The organism is Acinetobacter sp. BIGb0196 (genome assembly GCF_011759595.1).
Lineage (GTDB): Bacteria > Pseudomonadota > Gammaproteobacteria > Pseudomonadales > Moraxellaceae > Acinetobacter > Acinetobacter guillouiae.
Map to the genome: position 1 here is coordinate 39,929 of NZ_JAAOZA010000001.1, position 24,341 is coordinate 64,269.

The following is a 24,341-nucleotide window of genomic DNA, read 5'->3' on the forward strand; positions in this document are numbered from 1 at the left end:
ATGGAGAACCCTGAAACCTTTGAGAATGAATATTTCAATAATTTAGGAGAAATAACTTGTTTAGCTTCGATGAATTTAAAGAAATGTATGAGGCTTCAAAGCATTTAAAACCTTCTGATTTTCTATCTACTGAGCTGTTAGATGCAGTAGAAAATAGACAATATTTTTCATCTGAGTTAGAACGTTCACTTAAGTTCTCAATGAGAGAATTAATCAATGGTGAAGAGTTAAACTCAAAGGAATTTATGGGGCTAAAGGATAAGTTTTTACTTCAATATTGGTGGGAAGATAATAATAAAGAAATTCTTAATATTTTAAGAGCTATTCAAGAATGTTTAAATTTACGTAATATAATCATCTCTCAAACGCCAGTAAAAACATTGGAAACTAAATTTTTTACTAATAATAAAGAACACTGGATAAAATTTATTTCTTTTGCCAATTATTTTAGAGAGATCGCCCGACAACAAGGAGTAGACGATTTTTTATTTGGATTGGATTGTGGTTCTGATCAAGTATACATATATACTTCTCTGAAGTACTTTAAGAAAAAAGGCTTGAAAGTAAGGGTTCGTAACGGATCTTTTCCTCTGGAGTTAATTGATACAGTTTTTAATATTTTGGATAAGAAAATAGAAATTCTTGGGTGGGAGTTTATATTAGCCATACATCGGTATTTATCGAAAAAAAAGCAACCTTACGATCTGTATTATTTTCAAACGCATAGATTTATAGATTTTAATAGAAAAGATGAACTAATATACCCAATTGGGTTGTTATTTCGCTTAAGTCTTAAATATGTTAGTAATCCATCAAAATATAGTAAAGATGATATTATTTCAAAGCATATTGAAGAGGTTTTTGAATATTCTGGGCATTTAACAAATATTCTTAATTTAGTAAACTCTGGTCATGATATAGGGCTCACCAACACAGACCATTCGGATATTTTGGGATATATACAACGGTACACACGATTAGATCAATTTTATAAAATTGACCAATATAATCCTAAGCATGTATATGAACTTTGTTTAAAGCTTCATAACTCATTAGCTAATAAAGCTTTACCAATAGATGTTAAGCAAAGAACTAATCTAATAATAGAAATCTTTACTACATGTATGCAAGAGTTAGTATCATGTATTTCTGGTGTGTTTAATGAGACAAGGGGATATAAAAAATTAGTTGAGAAACACTCTCAAGCTATTATAGATCAGGAGTTGATTAATCTTAGTCATATTGATGCTGCTAACAAAGGGTTTAAAAATATCAATGACTTGAGTTCAATAGATTACTTTCTAAAGCCTTTCATTAAAAGAAAGATTCAAGGTAGAGTACAATATTGGATACCTAATAAAATTTTTTTCTTTATGGGCTTTTATTCACAACTTACAGCAGTTTTACGTACAGTTAAAAAGTTTGATGATGATGAAAGATTCGATGCTGATAAATATATCGGTTTTCTTCAAGAAGATATTATTAAACAAAGATTCAAAGAGTCTGGACTAAGAGTATTAGAGACTAACGGAGAATATAGTGTAAGTCAGAATGTCGTTTCAGCATTAAATCTTAAGCAGACAAAAAATAAACTACTTGAGACTGACGTTGTAGTAGAACTTGATGATCGTATTATTTTCTTTGAGTCAAAGAAAAAAGTATTGACTACAAAAGCCAAAAATGGAGATGTAGTTGCGATATTAAATGACTTGAAAACTTCTTTGATTGAATCACAGATACAGGCAAACCGTCATTGCCGAATTATAAGACATGAAAGTGAAATAAATTTTAATGATTCAAAAAAATTAGTTCTTGGTAACCGTGAAATTATTAAGGTTTCTATAACTCAATTTGATTATGGCACTTTACATTGCTCTCAAATTGTTGGAGCTATTTTAACAGTAATGTTAAATGCTAAAATTGTGAGCGAAGACACAGATAAAAATGTAGTTAAAATGATAAATAGTATAAATGAAGAGTTAAAAAACTTTACAGATGAATTCAGTGATGGAACAAGCTTCCATGATGATAGAAATAGGATGATTATGTTTGCAAACTGTCACTTTTTAAATTTCTTTCAAATTCTATATATATTAGATCGTGTAAAGACAAAAAGTGACATGGATATAGAAACAATTATTAATAAGGCTTTTGGCGTTAAGCGAATGAGTACAGATTGCTTAGATTTTTATTACGAATTTGAATTTTCATTACAGTTTAAGCCTGTAAATTATTTTGTGTAAGTTCCATTTTTTATAAATGATCTTTTAATCGATCATCGAACTGAATCGTAAACCAATTCATTGCTAAACGCCAATTTTGAATTGGCATTGTCCATTTCTTAGCAGCATTGGTTGTTGTTAAGTAAATGACTTTTTTGACTGAATCATCTGATGAGAAGATCTTCCGCTTCTTGGTTGAATGGCGGATCACGCTATTCAACGATTCAATTGCATTCGTTGTATAAATCGCATGACGTATTTCAGCTGGATAGCTAAATATTGTGCAAATATTTTCCCAATTGGCTCGCCAGGATTCTCCAATCTTTGGATATTGATGATTCCATTGATCACAGAAGATATCTAAGGCTTTTAGAGCATTTTCTTCCGTACTGGCTTGATAAATCGCTTTAAGACCAGCTGTAACAGCCTTGTAGTCTTTCCAGCTTACAAATCTCAGGCTATTGCGTACAACATGCACAATACACAGCTGAATGTCCGTATGAGGATAAACAGAGGCAATGGCGTCAGGAAAGCCTTTTAACCCATCTACACAAGCAACCAGAATATCTTGCACCCCTCTATTTTTAAGCTCTGTCATGACGGATAGCCAGAATTTGGCACCTTCTGTTTAGGCAATCCACATACCTAACAACTCTTTCTGTCCATCCATATTGATACCTAAGGCAAGATATACGAACTTGTTAATCACATTGGAGTGTTGACGGACTTTTACAACGATACAGTCGAGATAGACTACAGGGTAAAGACTGTCCAATGCTCTATTTTGCCACTCAGTCACTTGTTCAATTACAGCATCTGTAACTTTGCTTATGAGTGACGCTGAGAAATCGGCATCGTACATTTCTTTGAAGAATGCGACAATTTCCCTATTGGTCATTCCTTTTGCATACAGTGAAAGGATTTGGTCATCCATACTGGTGATGCGCCTTGCGTAGCAGTGCTACTCATGTTTCTTGATAATTTGTAGCTCAAATGAACCTTCACGATCAAGTGGAATATCTAAATCTAATTGACCATCTTGAGTTGAAACGGTTTTAGAGCTAAAACCATTTCGGCTGTTTGAGCCTTTCTTGGGTTGATGCTTTTCATATCTAAGATGATCGGAGAGTTCTGTATTGAGTGCAGTATCGATCATGAACTTTTTAAATATGGCTGTCATTTGGTTTAAGTCTTCTGGTGTTTTTAGACCCTTAGCCAATTCAGCAGCCATACTTTTGATTATTGCTTCATCAATGTGAAGTACCTTTTGTAATTATCCTTTTCAGGATAAATGAAAATTAAGTACTTACACAAAATTTAGAACAGTCCCTGCAGTTTACTTAGATGTACTAACTTTGAAATTAGATTTTTATTTAATTGATAGATACCTATTTGTATAGGTGAGTGGTGGCAGTCCATAAATCTTTTGTTTTTTGCTTTTGGTAACCGCTAGTGAGTATGTTTAGTTTACTGAGTTTAAGTTAGCTTTTTACTAACACACATAATTCTAGTTTATTTGCGAAACTGATACTTAGTGATTTTCTAGTTTTTTTATAATTATTTCTGCAAATTTTTCAATTGTTCTATTTTTATGATGCCTAGTTGTTATACGTCTTAACTCTGGCATTATGCTTGAAGATGGCCAAGAGTTTTTGATTGCTGTGGCTTTTAAAAATTTCGATAATTCTAATTCATCAATTTTCTTTCTTGATTCATGATATATTGCTAATGTACTTTGTCCTGTTTTACTATCTCCTCCATATTTTCTTTCAATTTCTATTAAATAAAAAAAACAAGTTAGAGTGTTAACCTCGAAAATAGCTATAGTTCGTGGAGTCATTGGTTCTTGTGTTATTAAATGCCAACTTGAACAAGGGGGTAACAGTTTTGGAAAAAATGTTAAAAAATCATTTTTTTCTTCTATTTTTTTCATCTTCCCTTCAAATGCTGTAACTGATTGAATTATCCATTCTTTTCTTTTTGACCTGATTGTATTAACAATTTTTAGAAATGTTATTAAATCTGTTTCGAGTGATGCTGTATTGATAGTTTCTGTTTCATTTTCTTTTATTGAGAGTGCTCCAGTGTCCGTTTCAGTTGAGTGTGTACCATCGCCAGTCCCAAATTGCTCAAAAGGAATTTTTTCAGGTGGGAGATGGTTTGTTGTTTTATATTTTTGTGTCTCTTTTGGCTTTTCGTGAAGCGATTTGTTTTTTAATGCTGTGAATCTCTCTTTGTAATTAATATTAAATTCTAAAGGTATTGAAAATTTTGGTTCTTCTTCATTTGTTACATCAGCTGTATTATCAATTTTTTCATCTATAATAGCTTCTTTTTGACGAGGTGACTGAACTTTTATAAGTGATGGGTCATCTGAGTTGTTTCCTTTTCTAGGATCTAGATCTTTATCAATATAGAGAAAATCAAATGGATATGGTGCTGAGCACGACTCTATTCCTACAACTAAATGCACCCATTTTTTTTGTTTGTTACAAAGGCTAGTTAGTTGGATAGGTTTTGTATGTAACTTTAGCTCTGTGACCCCAAGAAAAGGAAAACTAATGTCTATATGATTTTCATACAATTTTTTTTGTGAAAATAATCCAGCATTATTAATGTTGTTGGTAACTAATTTGCGATGAAAATTTTCAATTTGTTTAGCACAATTAGGATCAAATAACCATCTTGAAAAAAACCAAGCATCATTAGAATCACATCTGTGTTTTAAGTTTAAGAAAGCTTCTCCGTGGTATCCTAGTGAAGAATTATTTATATTAATGTATTGTGAAAAATCGTTTTTAAATACAGCTTTAGTAACTTTTGTTGAACATGAATAGTAAAATCTAAATAATTCAAAAGTTGGAATAATCAAGGTTGTGTCTGAATTTAAGCAATTTATTATTATAAGTTGCCCTTTTGCACATTCTTTAAAATTTGCGCCAATGTCAAAATAAGCTTTCGGTATTGGATTATAAATAAAACCATCTATATTAACCCGACCTGAAAAAGTGCATTTTCTTACAGTATTTGTATCGATTGTGACTTCTATTGACTTTAATGGTAGTTGCAAATGGAATAGTGGATATTGATAGCCAGGATAATTAAGACAAAATCCTTTGTGCCAAATTGAACCAATTTTAAATAGTGGAAATTGCCCTACACCAAGCCAAATTTTTTCTGTATTTCCTGTCCTAGATTTTGAATGAAGAGCATTACTTTCATAATTTGTTAGTTCGCTGAAATGCACCAACGCTTTTGGTTCGCTATCAATATTTTCATTTTTTTCAATTGTTGAAACCCAATCTAATCTCCAAAAGCTTTCATTTTGCGGAAATTTTTTTAATTTTAGATATGTGACTTTTGCCATGTTATTGTTGAGTTATTTACAATTATTAGCTTATATTCGCATTTATTTATGTATATTCGCAAATATTTTTATTCTTTACAGCTGCTGAAATTTCTAAAGCGCGCCGCGGGCGTAATTGTCCTTTGACATCTGCCAAATCAAATTTGTAGGCATTGTTTTGCTGTACTTTTTGCCGAACAGTTACATCAATTTTTTGTAGGTTTAAGAAATGCTCACAGACTTGTTTTAAGTGCTGTGCAGCAAACACCTGAAACTCAGGCAATTGCGCTGCTTCTGCGGCATTTTCCTGTGGCAACATCAATTGATGCTTGGCCATTTGACATGCCATCGCAATGGTTAATGTTCCTGTGCTGGGCCTTAAGTGCCCATCCAGTGCCAACTCACCAATAAACTCAAAATGATCTGTGACATTTTCGGGAAGTTGCCCTGTGGCAATCAAGATACCAAGTGCAATGGGCAGATCTAAACGAGAGCCATCTTTGGGCAGATCCGCAGGTGCGAGATTGATGGTTAAGCGTTTGCTTGGGAATTGATAACCACTGTTAATGATGGCAGATCGAACGCGATCTTTACTTTCACGAACTGCAGCTTCAGCTAAGCCAACAATTGTTAAAGAAGGAAGCCCTGCACTAACATGGACCTCAACTTCAATTAAAGGTGCATGTAGCCCGAGCAAGCCTCGGGTATAAATTTTTGCTAAAGACATTGTTGTTTTCCACTTGTGCTTTATTTTTAATCATTATTATATTTTTTGCACCAATAATGTGCAAATTTAGTTTACTTTTTATCCTGAATCAGTATCTCAAGTGCTTTGACCTGTTCTTGTAAATCGGTCAAGCGTAAATTGGCATTATTTAGTGCAGTCTTTTGGCGTTCAATTTCGTCTTTTGAAACGATATCCATTTTAGAAATGGCTTCATTAAGTAAGGCGCGTAAATTATGTTCTATGTCTTTTTTAGGCTGATCGACCTGTTCTAAAATTGCTTGTAATAATGTTTCAATCATGAGGAATCCAAATGAGTAATGTTCTTTGCCTAGTGTAACATCGCGTATTCATTTTATTTAAGTAATTTTTTATCCGATGCTTAAAGCATGATGTCTCCTATAATTTAGCAGTGAAATCTAAAAAAACACGCAATATTATGTGTTTTTTAAAGTTGCAACTTCACCTAAGTATATACAATAGGTTATAAAGGCAATGCATGTTGATTGAATTAATCACCCCAACCATTAATAAGATTGGCATGAAAATTGAACATAAAACCTTACTGGTGAAATAAGCCGAAGGAAAACAATATGAAGCTCGTAACTGCAATTGTAAAACCGTTTAAATTAGATGACGTGCGTGAAGCACTGTCTGATATAGGCGTTCAAGGGATTACCGTAACTGAAGTTAAAGGTTTTGGTCGTCAAAAGGGGCATACTGAACTTTATCGTGGCGCTGAGTATGTTGTTGATTTTCTGCCTAAAGTGAAAATCGAAATCGCAATCAGTGATGACATGGTAGATTCAGTGATTGAATCTATTACACGCGTTGCTAGCACTGGAAAAATTGGTGATGGAAAAATTTTCGTGACTAATTTAGAGCAAGTAATTCGTATTCGTACAGGTGAAACAGGTCCAGACGCTGTTTAATTTGGCACGAAGATTGCTGGTTATGTATATCAATACATAACTCACAAAATTAGGTTGGGGGATACGAATGAAAAAAATGCTATTAGCGCTCAGCCTGTCTGGCGCACTTCTTGGCGGATCAGTTGCGTGGGCAGAAGAAAACGTAGCTGAGCCTGCATCTACAGCTGTTGCAACGGCAAGTGATGTGACTGCAACAGTCACCGATACATCGGCAACCGTTGCGCCTGAAACGGTGACTGCCGCAGCTGCTCCAGCAGAGGCAGAAAAACCAACTTTAAATACAGGTGATACAGCGTGGATTCTTGTATCTACAGCACTTGTATTACTGATGACAATTCCCGGTTTAGCATTATTCTACGGCGGTATGGTTCGTAAGAAAAATGTGCTTGCCACCATGGCGCAAAGCTTTACTGCCGCAGCAGTGGTCAGCATCGTATGGGTGGTCATTGGTTATTCACTTGCATTTGGTTCTGGTAACGCTTTTATTGGTGGTTTCGATAAAATCATGTTATCTGGAATTACAACAGATGCGCTGAGTGGCACAATTCCAGAAATTCTTTTCGTTATTTTCCAAATGACTTTTGCGATTATTACCGTTGCCATTATCAGTGGTTCTGTGGCTGATCGTATGAAATTCAGTGCTTGGATCACATTTATTACGATTTGGGTCATTATTGTTTATGCACCGATTGCACACTGGGTATGGGGTGGTGGCTGGTTAATGAATGATGGCGCGCTTGATTTTGCTGGTGGTACTGTTGTTCATATTAACTCGGGTGTTGCTGGTCTAGTTGCTGCGTATTTACTGGGTAAACGTATGGGCTTAGGCAAAGAATCTATGGCACCACATAACTTAACTTTAACTGTATTGGGTGCAAGCTTGGTATGGGTCGGTTGGTTTGGTTTCAATGGTGGTTCTGCTTTAGGTGCCAATGGTTCAGCAGCGTATGCTTTGGTCACAACTCAAATCGCAGCCGCAGCGGCAGCAATTGCTTGGTTAGTGGTTGAAAAAATTGTTCGTGGTAAAGGTTCAGTATTGGGTGCAGCATCGGGTGCAGTTGCTGGTCTGGTTGTGATTACGCCAGCGGCAGGTTTTGTGACAGTAAGCGGTGCGTTGATCATGGGCTTAATCGGTGGTGTGGTGTGCTTCTGGGGGATCTCTGGTCTTAAACGTATCCTTAAAGCAGATGACTCATTGGATGCATTTGGTTTACATGGTGTAGGTGGTGTTGTTGGTGCGATTTTAACAGCAGTATTTGCCAGCTCATTCATTATGGGCGACAAAGCACCGACAGATGTTATGCATCAATTATGGGTACAAGTTGAAGGTGTGTTAGCAACAATCGCATACTCAGCAGTTGTGACCTTTATCCTACTTAAAATTATCGATGTGGTGATTGGGATCCGTGTTGAATCTGATGATGAACGTATGGGTCTTGATTTAAGCCAACATGGCGAACGTATCGAATAATCAATCTAATTAGAATAATAACTATATATAGTATAAAACAGCCCGTAAGGGCTGTTTTTTTTCCATATCTTGCGAAAGGCTCAACAAAATCAGGTTTTTTTGCTACACTAGATGAAATCATGAATTTTGTTCAATAAAACCACTATGCATTGTCCATTTTGCAACGCTGCAGATAGTAAAGTAATCGACTCTCGTTTGGCCGCTGAAGGTAGCCAGATTCGTCGACGTCGTGAATGTATCAGTTGTGGCGAACGTTTTACGACATTTGAAAGTTATGAAGTGGTGATGCCACGCGTGACCAAGTCAGATGGTAAAAATGAACCGTTTGACGAAGCAAAATTACGACGTTCTTTAATGCACGCTTTACAAAAAAGACCCGTGACTCAAGAACAGATTGAAACCGTCATTAGTGATATTCAATTGCAAATTCGCCGCCTCGGTGAACGTGATGTACGTTCACGCACCATTGGTGAAATTGTCATGAAATCGTTGTTTGCATTGGATCATGTGGCTTATGTGCGTTTTGCGTCGGTGTATCAAGATTTCCAAGATATTGATGCGTTTCGTCATCAAATTGAACAAATGCAAGATCGTGGGCAAGACCACTAATTTTATTTTTGAACGTTATTGATTAGGAATTTTATGTCTGAGTTTGATTCAAATTCTAAACCCGAAGATTATGTCAACATAGATCAGGTTTGGATGCAGAAAGCAATTGAGCTCGCGAAGCTTGGACAATATTCCACACGACCAAACCCGAACGTCGGTTGTGTCATTGTAAAAGATGGGCAATGGGTGGGAGAGGGTTTTCATCCTAGAGCTGGTCAGCCACACGCCGAAGTTTTTGCCATGCGTCAAGCAGGCGAGTCTGCCAAGGGCGCAACCGCGTATGTCACTTTGGAACCTTGTGCGCATTATGGCCGTACACCACCTTGTGCTAAAGGCTTGGTTGAAGCGGGTGTCAGCAAAGTTGTTATTGCATGTGCTGATCCAAATCCTTTGGTGGCGGGAAAAGGCGTGGATATTTTACGCCAGGCAGGGATTGAGGTTGAAACAGGGGTTTGTGAGCAACAAGCGGCTCAACTCAATCAAGGCTTTTTAAAAGCAATGGCAACGGGTGTGCCTTATGTGCGGTTAAAGGTTGCGTCAAGTTTAGATGGCCGTACAGCAATGGCGTCTGGTGAGTCTAAATGGATCACTGGGGCTGAATCACGTCAAGATGTTCAGCATTGGCGGGCTATTTCAGGTGCAGTGATTACCGGGATCGATACCATTTTGGCAGATGACCCTCAATTAAATGTGCGTTCATTGGGTGATATTGATATTGCAACGATTGTCCAGCCTAAGCGGGTGATTTTAGACCGACAAGGGCGTTTGCCACTCAATGCTCAAATTCTTAGCGCGCCTGAAACAGTGATGGTCATGGGACCATTTCGTCAAGAACTTGCCAAGCTGGGCGTGGTACAATTAGAAGTACAATCTTTAAAAGATTTGCTTACGACTTTAAAAGATTTCCAAATTTACGATGTGTTGGTTGAAGCAGGTGCGACATTATCCACTGCATTTTTGCAGGAAAAACTGGTGGATGAATTAATCAGTTATGTTGCGCCAACCTTTTTAGGACAATCAGCACGTGCCATGTTCAATGCCGAATTTGAAACGATGGCACAACAATTACGTTTTAAGTTACAAGATGTTCATCAGTTTGGTGATGACATTCGCTTAAGACTTATCCCTTCACAAGAGTCAGTATGAATCCAGAGTCAACATCATCGGTTTACCATAAACGTCGTCATGCTGCGCGTACAACAGATGAATATCTTTTTCATCAGTTGGTTCCCTATCTGGGAAACAAACGTCGTTTGTTGCATCTGATTCTTGAAGCGCTTGAAATCACAGGTACTTTGAATCCTAAGGGTAAACGCGCCCCGATTTTTGCCGATTTTTTTGCAGGCAGTGGGGTGGTTTCACGTTTAGCACGTCAAAATGGCTATCGGGTGATTGCCAATGATTGGGAACCGTATAGCCATGCATTAAATCATGCCATTTTGGCATGCACAGATGCACCTGCATTTAAAGAATTGGGTGGGTATCAAAAAGCCATCGATTATTTAAACCGCTTGCCTGAAGTGAAAGGATGGGTTACGCATAACCTTTGTCCGCGGAATGATGAAATTTATGACCCTGCACGAGACCGTTTGTTTTTTAAACGCCGTAATGGGATGCGTATAGATGCAATTCGCCAGCAAATTGCCACTTGGCAAGCACAGGGTGCAATTGACGATGTAGAAATGAGTGCCTTATTGGCACCTTTGCTCTATTCAGCAAGTTTTGTCAGTAATACCAGCGGTGTATTTAAAAGCTTCCATCATGGTTGGGGCGGTAAGACCCAAACTGCGTTGGAACGGATTGAGTCGTTATTGTGGCTTACACCGAGTCGCTTTAGTGAAGTCGGGCAAAATAAGCAGAAAACACCGATGGCAGAAGTGTGGTGTGTAGATGCACAGCACTTGGCAAATCAAATGAGTGGTTTTGAAGTCGATGTGGCTTATCTAGATCCACCGTATAACCAACATGCCTATAGTAGTAATTATCATGTACTCAACTCGCTAACACTGTGGGATCAAGTTGATTTACCGACACCAGATACCAAAGGTTTTAAAAGTGGGATTGACCGTGCATGGCGTAAAGAACGCCCAAGTCCTTATAATTCTTCTAAGCATGCACAAGAAGCTTATGAGAATTTGTTGGAAACTATTAATGCGCGTTATATTCTCACCAGTTACTCAACCGATGGAAATATTGAGGCCAAAGACTTATTGGCGGCCAATCTGAAACGTGGCAAAGTCACCTTATTGACTCAGGATGTGCCTCGTTATCGTGTCAGTAAACAGCGTCAGTCTGAACGCGCACGTGTGCTTGAGTTTATTGTAATCACCGATACCCATGCTAAGTCTGGACCACCATTGCGTCAGCTGTTGGGTCAACTCTATCATTTTGCAGAATTGGGTGGTGTGGATACCTCAGGTGTAAGTACGCAACTGGCCTTATGGTAAGAATGCACCTTTGCCTTTAAAATATGGGCAAATGCAAAATAAACACGATTGAACTTCATCAGTTCCTCTCACTGCAGCAGTAGGTAGAATTATGTTCACAGGTATCATTGAAAGTTTGGGTAAAGTCGAAAGTTTACAAAATGTAGGCGGTGATGTGCGCTTACGTATTCAGACAGACTTGGATATGTCAGATGTACATTTGGGCGACTCTATTGCAACCAATGGGATTTGTTTAACTGTGATCGACTGGGGTGAAAACTGGTACGCTGCTGATGTGTCCCGTGAAAGCTTAAATCGTTCGACTTTAGCAAGTTGGAAAGCGGGGCAGGCGGTCAATGTAGAAAAAGCAATGTTGCCAACAACACGCTTCGGTGGACATATCGTCAGTGGACATGTCGATGCTGTGGGTGAAATCACCGTAGTGCGTTCAGATGCTCGCTCACTGTATTTCGAAGTCACTGCACCTGTTGAAATTGCTAAATATTTGGCTGAAAAAGGTTCTGTGACTGTAGATGGAATTAGCCTCACCATCAATCATTTACGTGGAAATATCTTAAGTTTAAATTTAATTCCACATACTGCTGAACGGACCAATATTGGAACGTGGAAAGTGGGCTCTCAAGTGAATTTAGAAGTCGATGTATTGGCACGTTATATAGAAAGATTGTTACTTGGTGATAAAGCTGCTGAGCCAAAAGCAGAGTCTAAACTCAGTATGGAATTTCTGGCAGCCAATGGTTTTTTAAAATAAATAAAAACCAAAACCGATTAAAAAAGCCTAATTTATTTAGGCCTTTTAATATATACATGATTAAATTAGGCTAATATATCGTGAATTCTTCTGTAAGAGAGTTGAGTATTGCTTGAATTTTTATTGCATTTAGAACAATTATTGCCCACTTTTTTAGAAAATTACGGGCTGTGGATTTATGCCATTTTGTTTCTAATCATTTTTGCAGAAACTGGCTCAGTCTTTATGTTTTTTCTCCCAGGCGATAGTTTATTGATCGCTGTCGGTGCTTTATGTTCTACCGCTGAATCTGTGCATTTGCACTATATGGGTGTGTTGCTGATTATTGCTTCAATTTTGGGGTATATGGTGAACTATTATACGGGACGTGCGCTGGGTTTTAAGTTTTTCCACGCGCATTCACGTTGGTTTAAGCCTGAATATATTAAAAAGACCAACCATTATTTTGAAAAGCATGGCGGGAAAACCATTCTTGTTGCCCGTTTTGTGCCTTTTGTTCGTTCTTTTGCTCCTTTTGCAGCGGGTGCAGGGCATATGAAAATGCCTGTATTCATGTTGTATAACATTTTAGGCGGATGGATTTGGATTGCGCTGTTACTTGGTGCGGGTTATGGCGCGGGTAATTTATTATCTTTACTGCTCGATTCATTTTAATCAGATTCAAACAGTCATAAACTGCCCCGATGAATAAGCCGAATGCTGATCCTCAACATTCGGCTTATTCATATTGAGAATAGAATAAAAACGCGAGTGGTTTTATTTAAGAAATCAGCTGTATTTATTAAAATAATCTGCTGCTATTTTTACGCACTGACACAAAAAAATATCCAGAAAGTGCAAACAGAAAAAGCTTTCAAATCGCCAAAGTGCTAACATTTTGCAAGTTTTAAAATCTTAATGCTGGTGAGCAAAAATGTTAATACAACGTGGTGGGTTAAAAGTTGTGGCTGGGCTTGGAATTTCAGGCGTTTCAGCCGTAAATTTTCTTCATGAAAATGGCTACCGTGTTGCAGTCACAGATTCTCGTGAAGTTCCACCAGGACATGAGCAAATTCCAGCAGCAGTTCAAACCAGCTTTGGTCAACTCGATCAAGATTTACTTTTGCAAGCTGAAGAAATTGTCATTAGTCCCGGGTTAGATCCTCAGTTACCAGCAATTCAAGCTGCGATTGCAAAAGGCATTCCAGTCATCAGTGAAATTCAAATTCTCCGCCGTGCTACAGATAAACCGATTGTGGCGATTACTGGTTCAAATGCAAAAAGTACCGTGACCACTTTGATTGGTTTAATGGCACAAGATGCAGGGGTTAAGGTTGCTGTAGGGGGTAACTTGGGTCGTCCTGCTTTGGATTTAACCCATGATGATCCAGATGTTTATATCCTTGAACTTTCCAGCTTTCAATTGGAAGCAACCTCAAGTTTAAATGCAGAAGTGGCTGTGGTCTTGAACATGAGTGAAGATCACTTGGACCGCCATGGGGATATGGCAGGTTACCATGCGGCAAAACATCGTATTTTCCAAGGTGTGAAAAAAGTCGTATATAACCGTGACGATTCATTAACTCGCCCATTGGTACCAGATGTCACACCGATGCAAAGCTTTGGGCTCAATGCACCTGATTTAAAACAATACGGTATCCTAAGAGAAGATAACGGTACGATTTGGTTAGCGCGAGGTCGTGAACGTCTACTCAAAAGTTCAGAGATGTATATCCAAGGCACGCATAATGTTGCCAATGCTTTGGCATGTTTAGCTTTGGGTGAAGCGATTGGTTTACCAATGGACAAAATGCTTGAAACCTTAAAAACCTTTAAAGGTTTAGAGCACCGTTGCGAATTCGTTAAAGAAGTGAATGGTGTTCGTTATTATAATGATTCTAAAGGCACCAATATCGGTGCAACTTTGGCGGCATTGGACGGTTTAGGTGCTGCAATTGAAGCCCAAGGTGGTCAGGTTGCTATTATTTTGGGTGGTCAGGGCAAAGGGCAGGACTTTACTGCACTACGTGAGTCTCTGCAAAAATATGCCAAAGTTGCGGTACTGATGGGTGAAGATCGCTCAATCATTGAAAATGCCATTGCAGGGACAACAACGCTGCTACATGCAGCATCTTTGCAACAAGCTGTAGAACTTTGTCAACAACATACGCATGCGCAAGATGTAGTGCTATTATCACCTGCATGTGCAAGCTTTGATATGTTTACAGGCTATCCTGAGCGTGGTCATCGCTTTGTTGAATATGTAAATGCTCTAAACTAAAAAGAATCATAAGGAAATAAAGTATGGCTGGGTTAGCTCAGACGACTATAAGTAAGATTCACCAAGTGTATGATCGCTGGATGCCAAAATTGCCAGCAGAGATTACACCGCGTAATGTACTGATATTTTGCGTCATTTCATTGTTGTGTATTGGTACGGTGATGGTGGCTTCGGCTTCAATGCCTTATGCCGAACGAATGCATGAAAACGAATTTCACTATGTGATTCGTCATGCAATTTCGATCGTGGTGGCTTTTGTTGCGGCGGCAATTACCTATCGAGTTTCACTCAACCTTTGGTTTAAAAATACCTTTCCATTGTGGTTGATCACCATTGCTTTATTACTCGCCGTCTTGGTGGTGGGTACAGAAGTCAATGGTTCAACACGCTGGATTCGTGTAGGTGGATTTACCTTGCAGGCAACCGAAGTCGCCAAGGTGATGATGGCCATATTTACCGCAGACTATGTGGTTCGTCGTGCTGAAGAGGTCCGTAATAATATTAAGGGCTTGGTACGTCTAGGTGTGGTGATGTTGCTGACGGTCGGACTGATTATTGCAGAGCCTGACTTAGGGGCAACGGTGGTGATTGCTGTTTCGATGCTGGGTGTGTTCTTCTTGGCTGGCGCACCCATGATCCAGTTTGGCTTTGCATTCGGTGCGATTCTGGTGGCATTTGTATCCTTAATCGTGTTTGAACCATATCGTTATGAACGCTTAATGTCATTCTCAAACCCTTGGGCTGATCCTTTGGGCTCTGGTTATCAATTGTCGAATGCCTTGATGGCCTTTGGTCGTGGTGAATGGTTTGGGGTGGGCTTAGGGCATAGTATTCAAAAAATGTCTTATCTGCCTGAAGCACACACTGACTTTATGTTGGCAATTTTAGGTGAAGAATTCGGTTTCTTTGGTATTTCGACCGTTTTGCTGCTCTCGTTTGTGATGTTGATTTGCTGTATTCGTATCGGTCAGCGTGCGCTCAATCATCAATATTTGCGCGCAGGATATTTGGCTTACGGAATCAGTATTATTTTCTTATTACAGATCTTGGTGAATGCTGGTATGAATATGGGCATGTTGCCGACCAAAGGGCTAACGCTTCCATTTATTAGTTATGGTGGTTCATCTTTAATTATGTGTGCGGTGATGATCAGTTTAATTCTCAAAATTGATGCAACCACCAAGGATGCCAATCCAGCGCGAGAAGAGTCTAGTTTTTAATTTTTTATTGAACTTAAATAGACAAGCCATTTGATCACAAATGGCTTTTTTTATGGGTAATTTAGTTTGGATTTTGCGTATTGCAATATTTTAATGCCGATTGGGTGGTCTTAAATTTTACCCAATCCCAAGTTTGATAACCGGACTCACTCAGTCCTAATACATCTATCGCTGTTGGGGAATAATAAAACGAAGTTTCCAATACATCATTGGCATAAATCTTGATCTGATGTTTTCCAGCGGTATTTGCAAGTTTAAGTTTGATTGGGGTTTTGTGATCGACCTTGATGATTGCAGAGCGATCGACTTGAACTGAATAAGTTGGTAATGGTTTACCCCATTGTTCACGTGGTGCGCCACTCATTTCATCAACAACAGCAGTTTTAGAAATCGGGGAAATACATAAAATTGCCATTTGTGCATAGACCTGTGTAAGGCCTGTGATCATGAGAAAACTCAGCGTTATTAGATTTTTTAAAAGGTTCATCTCAATCCTGAATGATGTTGGTATTCTTATGTTGGTATTCTTATGTTGGTATTGTTGCTTAATCAGGGATTACTGATAAATGGATTGTAGCGTTGTCCCTTGAGGAATGCGAGAGATATCCCATTGAGCGACAGCTTGAGCCAACATGAGATCTGGCTGATCTAGGTCTACTGGAGCTTGTCCAAGTGCTATAATCGCTTGTAACAGCAATTCAGGTGCATGTTTGAGATCAAGCGCTTGCGCAAGGTTTTGTTTAGAGAGTTTTTGCCCCAAATGATTCATGGCGAGGGGTAAGTGCATATATTCAAGAGCGGGATAACCCAAAAGCTGTCCTAGCCAAATTTGACGTTCAGTATTATCCAATAAATCCGCACCACGCACGACATGGCTGATTTCTTGTAAATAATCATCGACAACGACTGCCAGTTGATAATTGATAATGCCATCACGACGCTTTAGTACAAAGTCACCCAAATCGCGTTGTAAGTTCGCGCAATGTTGTCCTTGTAAGCGGTCATTGAAACAAATGTTTTGATCAGAAACTTTTACACGAATGGCTTGGTCTTGAAAGTCGAGCTGTTTGTCTCGGCAGGTGCCAGCATAGATATGATTTGAGCCTAATATTTTACGGGTACATTCACAGGCATAAACGAAATGTTTTTGTTTGAGTTGTTCGATTACAGATTGATAAATGTCTAAGCGATGTCGTTGATAAATGATTTCAGCATCGGATTGGAAGCAAAAAGCATCTAGGCACTTTAAAATATGCTGTTCACTATCTGGGTAAATACGTGGAATATCCGTATCTTCGATGCGGACGATCCATTGCCCATGATGAGCTTTAGCGTCGCAATAACTCGCGACAGCGGTCACTAAGGAACCAAAATGTAATGGCCCTGTGGGGGACGGTGCAAACCGACCTTTGTATACGGTACTCTTCCTCCCTCCCTTTGGAAAAGAGAGGGTTGGGGAGGAATTTGACACAGTATTAACCGTTATTTTGCTTCTCTTTGATCTCTGCAAGGGTTTTACAGTCGATACATAAAGTTGCAGTTGGTCGTGCTTCTAAACGGCGTAAACCAATTTCGATACCGCAAGTTTCACAGAAACCATAGTCATCATTTTTAATCGCTTCAATAGATTGCTCTATTTTACGAATAAGTTTACGTTCACGGTCACGAGTACGTAATTCAATGGCAAACTCTTCTTCTTGTGTCGCACGGTCATTTACATCAGGTAAAGAAGAAGATTCATCTTGCATTGTATTTAGGGTGCGATCCACTTCCGACATCAATTCTGCTTTCCATGCCAGCAAAATTTTACGAAAATGTTCGAGTTGCCCCTCAGACATGTATTCTTCATTTTTCTTTGGCTGATAAGGCTCGATACCGAATAGACTTGCTGTAGTACCGTTTTCATTGGTCTTCGGCTTGGTTTTACGCACTCGCTTTACAGACTTGTCATCTGCAATTGCTGTTTGTTCTTCCAAGACTTGATTTTGGTTGTCATTCGCCATAAAGGGCATTCCTCATCATATACGTATTATCTATACGCAAAAAATATGGTGATATGCAAGTATTTTTATCACTACCAACAGAATGAATCTATCGGGGGCGTCATCATATAGATTTTTTTACCAAGATGAAAGTCACCTAACCCTGAATTCGACTTTCTGCATATCTCGTTGGACGAATAACTTAATAGAAAAAAACCAAAATGAAAAGCTAGTAACCTGAAATTTCTTCATTAATTGTAACTTTGAAGTGATCCAATCGGTGTACAGCGGTCTCAAATTCACCATTGGCTTTTAAATGTAAGCAACGGTAACCAGGCGCAATCGGATCAAATGAAAACTCTTGGCTGAGGGGTTTAAATTGTACACACGTCGCAGGAGTAGAAATAAACTGTATTCCATTCCATACATTATAGGATTCTTGATGAACATGACCATGTAACACGGCTTTGATGTTATCAAAGGGTTCGAGTACGGCTTTTAATTCATCGGCATTTTTGAGCTTATGTTGATCGAGCCATTTGGAATGCATATCAAAAGGATTGTGATGACAGGCGATAAGGATAAATTTGTCACGCAATTGTTCCAATAGCCGTTTTAGATGGACCAATTGTTCCGTTTGAATGTTTCCATCAGTACGTCCACCCACAGCACTATTCAGCAAAATGATACGCCATTGATCTAACTCAATCACTGCTGGAATAGGTTCTGGCGAATGGAACGGGAACAAGTTGATATTGTCGTGATTTCCCGGAATTTGATAAAAATCGACACCAAAACGCTGCATATATTCTAAATAGCGCGCATAAGTTTCTGGAAATGCAGCTTGAGCCAAATCACCAGTATGTAAAATCAGATCGATATTTTTATAGCGTTGCTGAATATCATCCATGACGGCATGAAAGCTTTCTTCAGGATTAATCCCGACAAACTCTGCATCAGGTTTATCCATCAGGTGTGTATCTGTGATTTGGATAATCACTCTATCTTTATCTGTTTGCGGCAATATCTCTGATTGCATGCCTTTCCCCTAGACATCTTCAAATGCATGCAAGTGCTGTTGTAGCCATTGCAAAGCCATAATCACAGGTGCATTTTTTAAACGATTACTTTTTAATAATAGACTCAAATCTGAATAATCAATGATATGAAGTTGGATATTTTCACTTTCATCTGGCATACCAAACACACCACCTTCAGCAGGTAATGCGGCTTGCGCAACATAGAGATGAAAGATTTCATCACATGCACCAGCAGATGGATAGAAGCTAAACAGATGTTTGATTTGGTTTAATTCACATCCAGATTCTTCGATGCTTTCCCGTCGAATGCAACTTTCTGGAGATTCATCTCCATCAAGTACGCCTGCAATGATTTCGAGTTGCCAAGGTGAAATTTCATCATCAATTGCCCCCACACGAAACTGTTCAATCAATGCAAATTTTTGTTGTTGATCATTATAAATCAGTACACCAGCAGCTTCTTTACGGCGAATTAATTCACGTTGAATGGCTGAGGTATATTCAGTTTGATTAAATAATCGGTGTCGCAAGCTCACTTTTTCGACTTGAACAAAACCTTTAAAGGCATATTCACGAGATTGTATTTCTACATCATTATGGGTGTAGGTTGCTTGCTGAATGATGTTCATGTGCACAGTTAGGATGAAACATATTCACTTCATCCTAACTGAGAAATAGTGAAAGACAAAAGTTTTTTTTAATCTTTACACTTTATGGTACAACTTTTGCCCTTGTTCCTGATAAACGGATTTCATGGTTTTGAGACCATCTTCTATAAGCGTTTCGCTATTTACAGGGTGGGCTGCATTTTGTTGATTTTGTGCATAATCTCGCACGTTTTGGGTGATTTTCATCGAACAGAACTTAGGTCCGCACATTGAACAGAAGTGTGCTGACTTATGTGCTTCTTTAGGCATGGTTTCATCATGCATTGATCTTGCAGTATCAGGATCTAAGCTGAGATTGAATTGATCTTCCCAACGGAACTCAAAGCGTGCTTTAGATAAAGCATTGTCACGAACTTGTGCGCCCGGATGACCTTTGGCTAAATCCGCCGCATGGGCTGCGATTTTATAGGTGATAATCCCGTCTTTAACATCTTTCTTATTGGGCAGACCCAAATGCTCTTTAGGGGTTACATAACACAACATTGCAGTGCCGTACCAACCAATCATCGCTGCACCAATCGCAGAGGTAATATGATCATAGCCTGGAGCAATATCGGTGGTGAGGGGCCCAAGAGTATAGAAAGGTGCTTCCTGACAAACTTCAAGTTGCAAGTCCATATTTTCTTTGACCATATGCATTGGAACATGGCCTGGTCCTTCGATCATGACCTGAACATCATGTTTCCATGCACGATGGGTCAGTTCACCTAAAGTGCGTAATTCAGAAAATTGCGCTTCATCATTGGCATCCTGAATACAGCCCGGACGTAAACCGTCGCCTAAGCTGAAAGATACATCATAGGCTTTCATGATTTCGCAGATTTCATCAAAATGCGTATAGAGGAAGTTTTCTTCATGATGTGCCAAACACCATTGCGCCATGATCGAACCACCGCGTGATACGATCCCCGTTAAACGATTGGCTGTCATCGGCACATAACGTAATAAGACCCCGGCATGGATGGTGAAATAATCGACACCTTGCTCCGCTTGTTCAATCAGGGTGTCTTTAAAGATTTCCCATGTCAGGTCTTCAGCAACACCATCGACTTTTTCAAGTGCTTGATAAATTGGTACCGTACCAATTGGAACTGGTGAGTTGCGGATAATCCATTCACGGGTTTCATGGATATTTTTACCCGTCGATAAGTCCATGATGGTGTCAGCACCCCAACGGGTTGCCCAAGTCATTTTCGACACTTCTTCATCAATCGATGAACCCAAAGCTGAGTTGCCAATATTGGCATTGATTTTTACCAAGAAATTACGCCCAATGATCATGGGTTCGCATTCAGGATGGTTAATATTGGCTGGAATAATGGCACGACCTTCAGCGACTTCTTTACGCACAAATTCAGGGGTAATCTCCATGAGGTTGTGTGCACCAAAATTTTGCCCTGCATGCTGGCGCATATCGACACCTTCATGCTGGCGCTGATTTTCACGAATCGCAATGTATTCCATTTCAGGCGTGATGATGCCTTGTTTGGCATAATGCATTTGTGTGACATTGTTGCCTGTTTTTGCACGACGTGGTTTTTGAATATGGGCAAAACGGATTTCAGCAGTACGAATATCTTTCAGACGTTCTTGGCCAAATTTAGAGGTTAAGCTGGCTAAATGCTCAGTATCGGCACGTTCTTCAATCCAAGTTTCACGGACATTGGGTAAGCCTTTATTCAAATCAATGTGTACGTTGGGATCGGTATAAACACCTGAAGTATCATAGACCATAATTGGTGGATTTTTTTCACCACCAAGGCCAGTCGGAGTATCCGTGAGTTCAATTTCACGCATCGGTACTTGAATATCTGGGCGTGAACCTTGGATATAAACTTTTTTAGATGCGGGTAAAATTCGAGTCAGATCTTTGGCTTCTTGCTCGTGTTGAGCCAATTGATCAGCAGGGGATAGATTCGTTAATTGGTTCATTACAATGATCCTTATGAATGACATCAACGAATCAAGCACGACCAAAAACGGTGGCAAATTTAGTCTATTTTATCTGCTAAACTCATCATCAGAATAAAGCGCTATTGCGACAAAAATAGATAAACTATGGGCTGTCAGTTTTTAGATGCTTGATTCCTACGCAGGTCTTAACCTGATCAGGTTCAACGGTACTTTAGTTTAAGTTTTGGCAAGGAGATGCAAAACTGACTAAATCTCAGCGAGGAATTACTCGCGCTCCGTCAAGCGATATTCAAATCTTAGCATGTTCTCATTGAAAATATGCTGGCATGCCGATATCAATTTCAATTATTTTTTTGAGCCAGAATTTCCTCGACAGATTTTCTAATTTTTTGTTCAAATGCTTCACGTTGTACCCGGATCTCTTGCTGCTCAGGTGAGTTATCTTCAGGATACTGGCTAGATGGTTTTGGCATTTGTTGCCAAAGCGTTTCACTTGCATTGATTAAATTCACAAATTTCTGTGCAGCTGTGCGACTTGCAGTTTTACTTTTTGCAATTTTTTCAATCGCTTTGATTGCTTGTTCATCTGCAATTTTATTGTCATCGAACCAGAGCGTGCGGGTGTTATCCTCGCCTTGAAAAAGTGCATTACGGTATTGTTCAATGTTCTCTATGACTTGAGGTTTAAAATGGTTGTTGGGGTAATCTTTATTGAATTTTTCCCAATATAACAATCGATTGGCCACCTCATCAAAACTAATTGCTAGCCCTGCGTCCATAATATAGTTAGCACCTGTATACTCTTTACGGATCTGTTTAAAGTAGACCTGATCTGATTTTTCTAAATAGGGTGCAAAAATATCCAGATCATATTGTGGATGCTGTACAAAGGTGTATTCACCTTCACCGATATAAAATTTTGCTAAATATAAGTCCTTTGCGTGATCAACTAAATATTTCTCACGTGGTTTTAACTTTTTATACAGTTCTTGTTTTTGTTGAGCTGTCATAGACTGACCGTCTGCAAGTGTATCGGTCATATATTGAAAGACTTCAGGCGAGGCATCCGCGATGAGTTTTTGATAAATGCCTTCAATTTTTGCTTGCCATTGATAGCGTGTTTTTAACGGTGCAGATGCGAGACATTTTTTTAATAATTGATTGAGGTCATTTAAATCTTCCACGATGACCGTTTCTTCTAATTTTTTGATGCTTGTATCTATCTCGTTACAGTCTGGTGGAAGTGCTGATATTTCAGCTGTACTGGTCTGAGTCGCTTCAGAAGCTGCTTTGGCTGTTTCAATTGTTTGATTATTCTCGTGTTTTTGGCAAGCGCTGAATAGGGTGCACAGGCAGAGTGTTGTGAGTGATAGATGTTGTTTTAAAGCTTTCATAGTATGACTGTTGTTGTATATTTTTGAATGCCACAAGGATAATAAAAATTGAGCTAAAATAACATCTAACTGTTAGAACAAATTGCATCACTAAAGCAATCTTTTTTAACATGCTTAAAATCGATCGGGCTTAAATTTAGATATTGATTGAGCTGGGACAGCGCCAATAATTGAGGGATATTTTCCAGTTTAGTGCGTTCTTTTTCACTAATTTGAATTTTTTTCTGTCTTTGCTCTTTGCTCATCGTTAAAAAATGAACAAACTTCTTGGCCTGTGCTGAAAGCTCACCATCATTGGACTTTGCTAAGCGTTCAATCACCAACCAGCTGGCTGCATCAATATCAGTTTGATTTTCAAATGTAATCGAAATAGGCGCTTCTTCAGTGCCTAAAAACAATAGGCTGCTATATGCATTTTTTAAGAACTGTGCATCATGTAAAAAAGGGCTAGTGGGATAAGTTTGTAGATATTCTTGCCAAAACTTAGCTCTTTTTGCAATTTCTTCAGCATCAATATCGGGTTTATGGTTTTTAAAAAGCGATTGGGTATTTTGATCTGCAAGATTTTCGATAAAAACTTGTTCAGGTGCAGTCAGATATGGGGCGAAAACTTTGGCTAAATATTGCGGGCTTCTCCGATAGACAATTTTATCATCTGTTTGTTCGCTCAGCTCAATATAAGCTTGGCCTTTGTGACGTAATAAATATTGGTCACGTAGATTAAGTTGTTCAAATTTACTCTGTTGAATAGTGGGGTATGCAGCTTGATCTAAAGCATAGTTTTCAAATGCTTGCTGTTGTTCTGACGTGCGCTCAATCTGTAAAAATTGTTGATACATACGTTTCGACTGATGCATCAATTCCATTTGTTCCGCAGGTTTCATCAAAGGTAAACACATACGAATATCTTGATTGACTTGTTCTATCGCAAGCGTGGTTCTTTTTGCGTTGATTGCCAGCATCTCATTTTTGAGATTTTGGCAAATTTGGGTTAAATCAGGAATAGGATTTTCTTTTTGTGGCGCTTCTTTAGATTCTTTGACAATGTCGGTTGTGGGTTTTTGACACGCGATAACCACCATGCAACTCAAGATAACGAGTATGCCTGAAATGAGAAAATGAAGGATATTGCGAGGAAATTTCATTCGACCAGCATTTAAAAGAAGCTCAATTTTGTTCGATGCCATTGTCGCTGAATCGAGGCTAAATAAATGAAATATTTTGTAGTTTTGTGATAATGAAACGTTACTTTTTGCAAGAAACTGAGTCATGTGTCTGATTTAAGATCTGCAAAAATTAACCTGAGTACAGCATCGTGAATTTGCGATAAATGGATGCTCACAGCAAAGTTACATATGTAA

20 protein-coding genes, 2 pseudogenes and 1 riboswitch are annotated in these 24,341 nt (G+C 38.7%); of the genes and pseudogenes, 10 read left to right on the forward strand and 12 right to left on the reverse strand.

Annotated elements, in window-relative coordinates; translation table 11 throughout:
- The first annotated feature begins 56 nt into the window (after positions 1 to 56).
- Positions 57 to 2,243 (forward strand): hypothetical protein, encoded by a 2,187-nt coding sequence (locus FHR28_RS00175; protein WP_166781707.1) that lies wholly within the window; start codon positions 57 to 59, stop codon positions 2,241 to 2,243.
- Positions 2,244 to 2,253: 10 nt separating this feature from the next.
- Here the strand turns inward: FHR28_RS00175 and FHR28_RS00180 are convergent.
- From FHR28_RS00180 to FHR28_RS00195, 4 genes and pseudogenes are all read right to left on the reverse strand, one after another.
- Positions 2,254 to 3,477: pseudogene (locus tag FHR28_RS00180) on the reverse strand (IS256 family transposase).
- 276 nt (positions 3,478 to 3,753) lie between these two features.
- Complete coding sequence (locus FHR28_RS00185; RefSeq protein WP_166781708.1) at positions 3,754 to 5,589, reverse strand: hypothetical protein; 1,836 nt, start codon at positions 5,587 to 5,589, stop codon at positions 3,754 to 3,756.
- A 79-nt stretch (positions 5,590 to 5,668) separates the two neighbouring features.
- A pseudogene (locus FHR28_RS00190) lies at positions 5,669 to 6,295 on the reverse strand (magnesium chelatase domain-containing protein); the annotation flags it as partial.
- Positions 6,296 to 6,366: 71 nt separating this feature from the next.
- A complete protein-coding gene (locus FHR28_RS00195; protein ID WP_056517583.1) occupies positions 6,367 to 6,594 on the reverse strand; it encodes an accessory factor UbiK family protein in 228 nt (75 codons plus the stop codon).
- A gap of 291 nt (positions 6,595 to 6,885) precedes the next feature.
- Here FHR28_RS00195 and glnK point away from each other — a divergent pair, with 291 nt between their 5' ends.
- The 9 genes from glnK (at position 6,886) to ftsW (ending at position 15,982) form a co-directional block, all read left to right on the forward strand.
- Positions 6,886 to 7,224 carry a P-II family nitrogen regulator gene (gene glnK, locus FHR28_RS00200; protein ID WP_004725283.1) on the forward strand — a complete coding sequence of 113 codons (339 nt, stop codon included), beginning with the start codon at positions 6,886 to 6,888 and terminating at the stop codon, positions 7,222 to 7,224.
- Between the two features lie 67 nt (positions 7,225 to 7,291).
- Positions 7,292 to 8,695 carry an ammonium transporter gene (locus FHR28_RS00205; RefSeq protein WP_166781709.1) on the forward strand — a complete coding sequence of 468 codons (1,404 nt, stop codon included), beginning with the start codon at positions 7,292 to 7,294 and terminating at the stop codon, positions 8,693 to 8,695.
- A 144-nt stretch (positions 8,696 to 8,839) separates the two neighbouring features.
- Positions 8,840 to 9,304 carry a transcriptional regulator NrdR gene (nrdR, locus tag FHR28_RS00210; protein ID WP_004725286.1) on the forward strand — a complete coding sequence of 155 codons (465 nt, stop codon included), beginning with the start codon at positions 8,840 to 8,842 and terminating at the stop codon, positions 9,302 to 9,304.
- 33 nt (positions 9,305 to 9,337) lie between these two features.
- Positions 9,338 to 10,450, forward strand: a complete 1,113-nt coding sequence (gene ribD, locus FHR28_RS00215; protein ID WP_004725287.1) for a bifunctional diaminohydroxyphosphoribosylaminopyrimidine deaminase/5-amino-6-(5-phosphoribosylamino)uracil reductase RibD — start codon at positions 9,338 to 9,340, stop codon at positions 10,448 to 10,450.
- On the forward strand, positions 10,447 to 11,751 hold the full coding sequence (locus FHR28_RS00220; protein WP_004725289.1) for a DNA adenine methylase: 1,305 nt from the start codon (positions 10,447 to 10,449) through the stop codon (positions 11,749 to 11,751). Before ribD ends, FHR28_RS00220 begins: the two co-directional genes overlap by 4 nt.
- A gap of 91 nt (positions 11,752 to 11,842) precedes the next feature.
- Positions 11,843 to 12,502, forward strand: a complete 660-nt coding sequence (locus tag FHR28_RS00225; protein WP_004725291.1) for a riboflavin synthase — start codon at positions 11,843 to 11,845, stop codon at positions 12,500 to 12,502.
- 108 nt (positions 12,503 to 12,610) lie between these two features.
- Complete coding sequence (locus tag FHR28_RS00230; protein ID WP_004725292.1) at positions 12,611 to 13,156, forward strand: VTT domain-containing protein; 546 nt, start codon at positions 12,611 to 12,613, stop codon at positions 13,154 to 13,156.
- A gap of 259 nt (positions 13,157 to 13,415) precedes the next feature.
- On the forward strand, positions 13,416 to 14,762 hold the full coding sequence (gene murD / locus FHR28_RS00235) for a UDP-N-acetylmuramoyl-L-alanine--D-glutamate ligase (protein WP_034612643.1): 1,347 nt from the start codon (positions 13,416 to 13,418) through the stop codon (positions 14,760 to 14,762).
- A gap of 23 nt (positions 14,763 to 14,785) precedes the next feature.
- Positions 14,786 to 15,982 (forward strand): putative lipid II flippase FtsW, encoded by a 1,197-nt coding sequence (gene ftsW / locus FHR28_RS00240; protein WP_004725295.1) that lies wholly within the window; start codon positions 14,786 to 14,788, stop codon positions 15,980 to 15,982.
- 61 nt (positions 15,983 to 16,043) lie between these two features.
- Here ftsW and FHR28_RS00245 read toward each other — a convergent pair whose 3' ends face one another.
- The 8 genes from FHR28_RS00245 to FHR28_RS00280 form a co-directional block, all read right to left on the reverse strand.
- On the reverse strand, positions 16,044 to 16,430 hold the full coding sequence (locus FHR28_RS00245) for a hypothetical protein (protein ID WP_228722008.1): 387 nt from the start codon (positions 16,428 to 16,430) through the stop codon (positions 16,044 to 16,046).
- 108 nt (positions 16,431 to 16,538) lie between these two features.
- A complete protein-coding gene (gene gluQRS, locus FHR28_RS00250; RefSeq protein ID WP_166781711.1) occupies positions 16,539 to 17,453 on the reverse strand; it encodes a tRNA glutamyl-Q(34) synthetase GluQRS in 915 nt (304 codons plus the stop codon).
- Positions 17,454 to 17,457: 4 nt separating this feature from the next.
- Positions 17,458 to 17,985, reverse strand: a complete 528-nt coding sequence (dksA, locus tag FHR28_RS00255; protein ID WP_004725300.1) for an RNA polymerase-binding protein DksA — start codon at positions 17,983 to 17,985, stop codon at positions 17,458 to 17,460.
- Between the two features lie 208 nt (positions 17,986 to 18,193).
- Positions 18,194 to 19,003, reverse strand: coding sequence for a 3',5'-cyclic-AMP phosphodiesterase (gene cpdA / locus FHR28_RS00260; RefSeq protein WP_056517571.1), 810 nt, complete (start codon positions 19,001 to 19,003; stop codon positions 18,194 to 18,196).
- A gap of 9 nt (positions 19,004 to 19,012) precedes the next feature.
- Positions 19,013 to 19,633 carry an NUDIX domain-containing protein gene (locus tag FHR28_RS00265; RefSeq protein ID WP_004725305.1) on the reverse strand — a complete coding sequence of 207 codons (621 nt, stop codon included), beginning with the start codon at positions 19,631 to 19,633 and terminating at the stop codon, positions 19,013 to 19,015.
- A gap of 75 nt (positions 19,634 to 19,708) precedes the next feature.
- Complete coding sequence (thiC, locus tag FHR28_RS00270; RefSeq protein WP_034612636.1) at positions 19,709 to 21,604, reverse strand: phosphomethylpyrimidine synthase ThiC; 1,896 nt, start codon at positions 21,602 to 21,604, stop codon at positions 19,709 to 19,711.
- A 136-nt stretch (positions 21,605 to 21,740) separates the two neighbouring features.
- A riboswitch (TPP riboswitch) is annotated at positions 21,741 to 21,874 on the reverse strand.
- A 53-nt stretch (positions 21,875 to 21,927) separates the two neighbouring features.
- Positions 21,928 to 22,980 carry a hypothetical protein gene (locus FHR28_RS00275; RefSeq protein WP_166781712.1) on the reverse strand — a complete coding sequence of 351 codons (1,053 nt, stop codon included), beginning with the start codon at positions 22,978 to 22,980 and terminating at the stop codon, positions 21,928 to 21,930.
- Between the two features lie 65 nt (positions 22,981 to 23,045).
- Complete coding sequence (locus FHR28_RS00280; RefSeq protein ID WP_166781713.1) at positions 23,046 to 24,251, reverse strand: hypothetical protein; 1,206 nt, start codon at positions 24,249 to 24,251, stop codon at positions 23,046 to 23,048.
- Positions 24,252 to 24,341: the final 90 nt, after the last annotated feature.

Bases quoted from the DNA above. Each gene is read 5' to 3' on its own strand.
- FHR28_RS00185 (WP_166781708.1), bottom strand. From the start codon at position 5,589: ATGGCAAAAGTCACATATCTAAAATTAAAAAAATTTCCGCAAAATGAA.
- FHR28_RS00195 (WP_056517583.1), bottom strand. From the start codon at position 6,594: ATGATTGAAACATTATTACAAGCAATTTTAGAACAGGTCGATCAGCCT.
- glnK (WP_004725283.1), top strand. From the start codon at position 6,886: ATGAAGCTCGTAACTGCAATTGTAAAACCGTTTAAATTAGATGACGTG.
- FHR28_RS00205 (WP_166781709.1), top strand. From the start codon at position 7,292: ATGAAAAAAATGCTATTAGCGCTCAGCCTGTCTGGCGCACTTCTTGGC.
- nrdR (WP_004725286.1), top strand. From the start codon at position 8,840: ATGCATTGTCCATTTTGCAACGCTGCAGATAGTAAAGTAATCGACTCT.
- ribD (WP_004725287.1), top strand. From the start codon at position 9,338: ATGTCTGAGTTTGATTCAAATTCTAAACCCGAAGATTATGTCAACATA.
- FHR28_RS00220 (WP_004725289.1), top strand. From the start codon at position 10,447: ATGAATCCAGAGTCAACATCATCGGTTTACCATAAACGTCGTCATGCT.
- FHR28_RS00225 (WP_004725291.1), top strand. From the start codon at position 11,843: ATGTTCACAGGTATCATTGAAAGTTTGGGTAAAGTCGAAAGTTTACAA.
- murD (WP_034612643.1), top strand. From the start codon at position 13,416: ATGTTAATACAACGTGGTGGGTTAAAAGTTGTGGCTGGGCTTGGAATT.
- ftsW (WP_004725295.1), top strand. From the start codon at position 14,786: ATGGCTGGGTTAGCTCAGACGACTATAAGTAAGATTCACCAAGTGTAT.
- FHR28_RS00245 (WP_228722008.1), bottom strand. From the start codon at position 16,430: ATGATCACAGGCCTTACACAGGTCTATGCACAAATGGCAATTTTATGT.
- dksA (WP_004725300.1), bottom strand. From the start codon at position 17,985: ATGGCGAATGACAACCAAAATCAAGTCTTGGAAGAACAAACAGCAATT.
- cpdA (WP_056517571.1), bottom strand. From the start codon at position 19,003: ATGCAATCAGAGATATTGCCGCAAACAGATAAAGATAGAGTGATTATC.
- FHR28_RS00265 (WP_004725305.1), bottom strand. From the start codon at position 19,633: ATGAACATCATTCAGCAAGCAACCTACACCCATAATGATGTAGAAATA.
- thiC (WP_034612636.1), bottom strand. From the start codon at position 21,604: ATGAACCAATTAACGAATCTATCCCCTGCTGATCAATTGGCTCAACAC.
- FHR28_RS00275 (WP_166781712.1), bottom strand. From the start codon at position 22,980: ATGAAAGCTTTAAAACAACATCTATCACTCACAACACTCTGCCTGTGC.
- FHR28_RS00280 (WP_166781713.1), bottom strand. From the start codon at position 24,251: ATGACTCAGTTTCTTGCAAAAAGTAACGTTTCATTATCACAAAACTAC.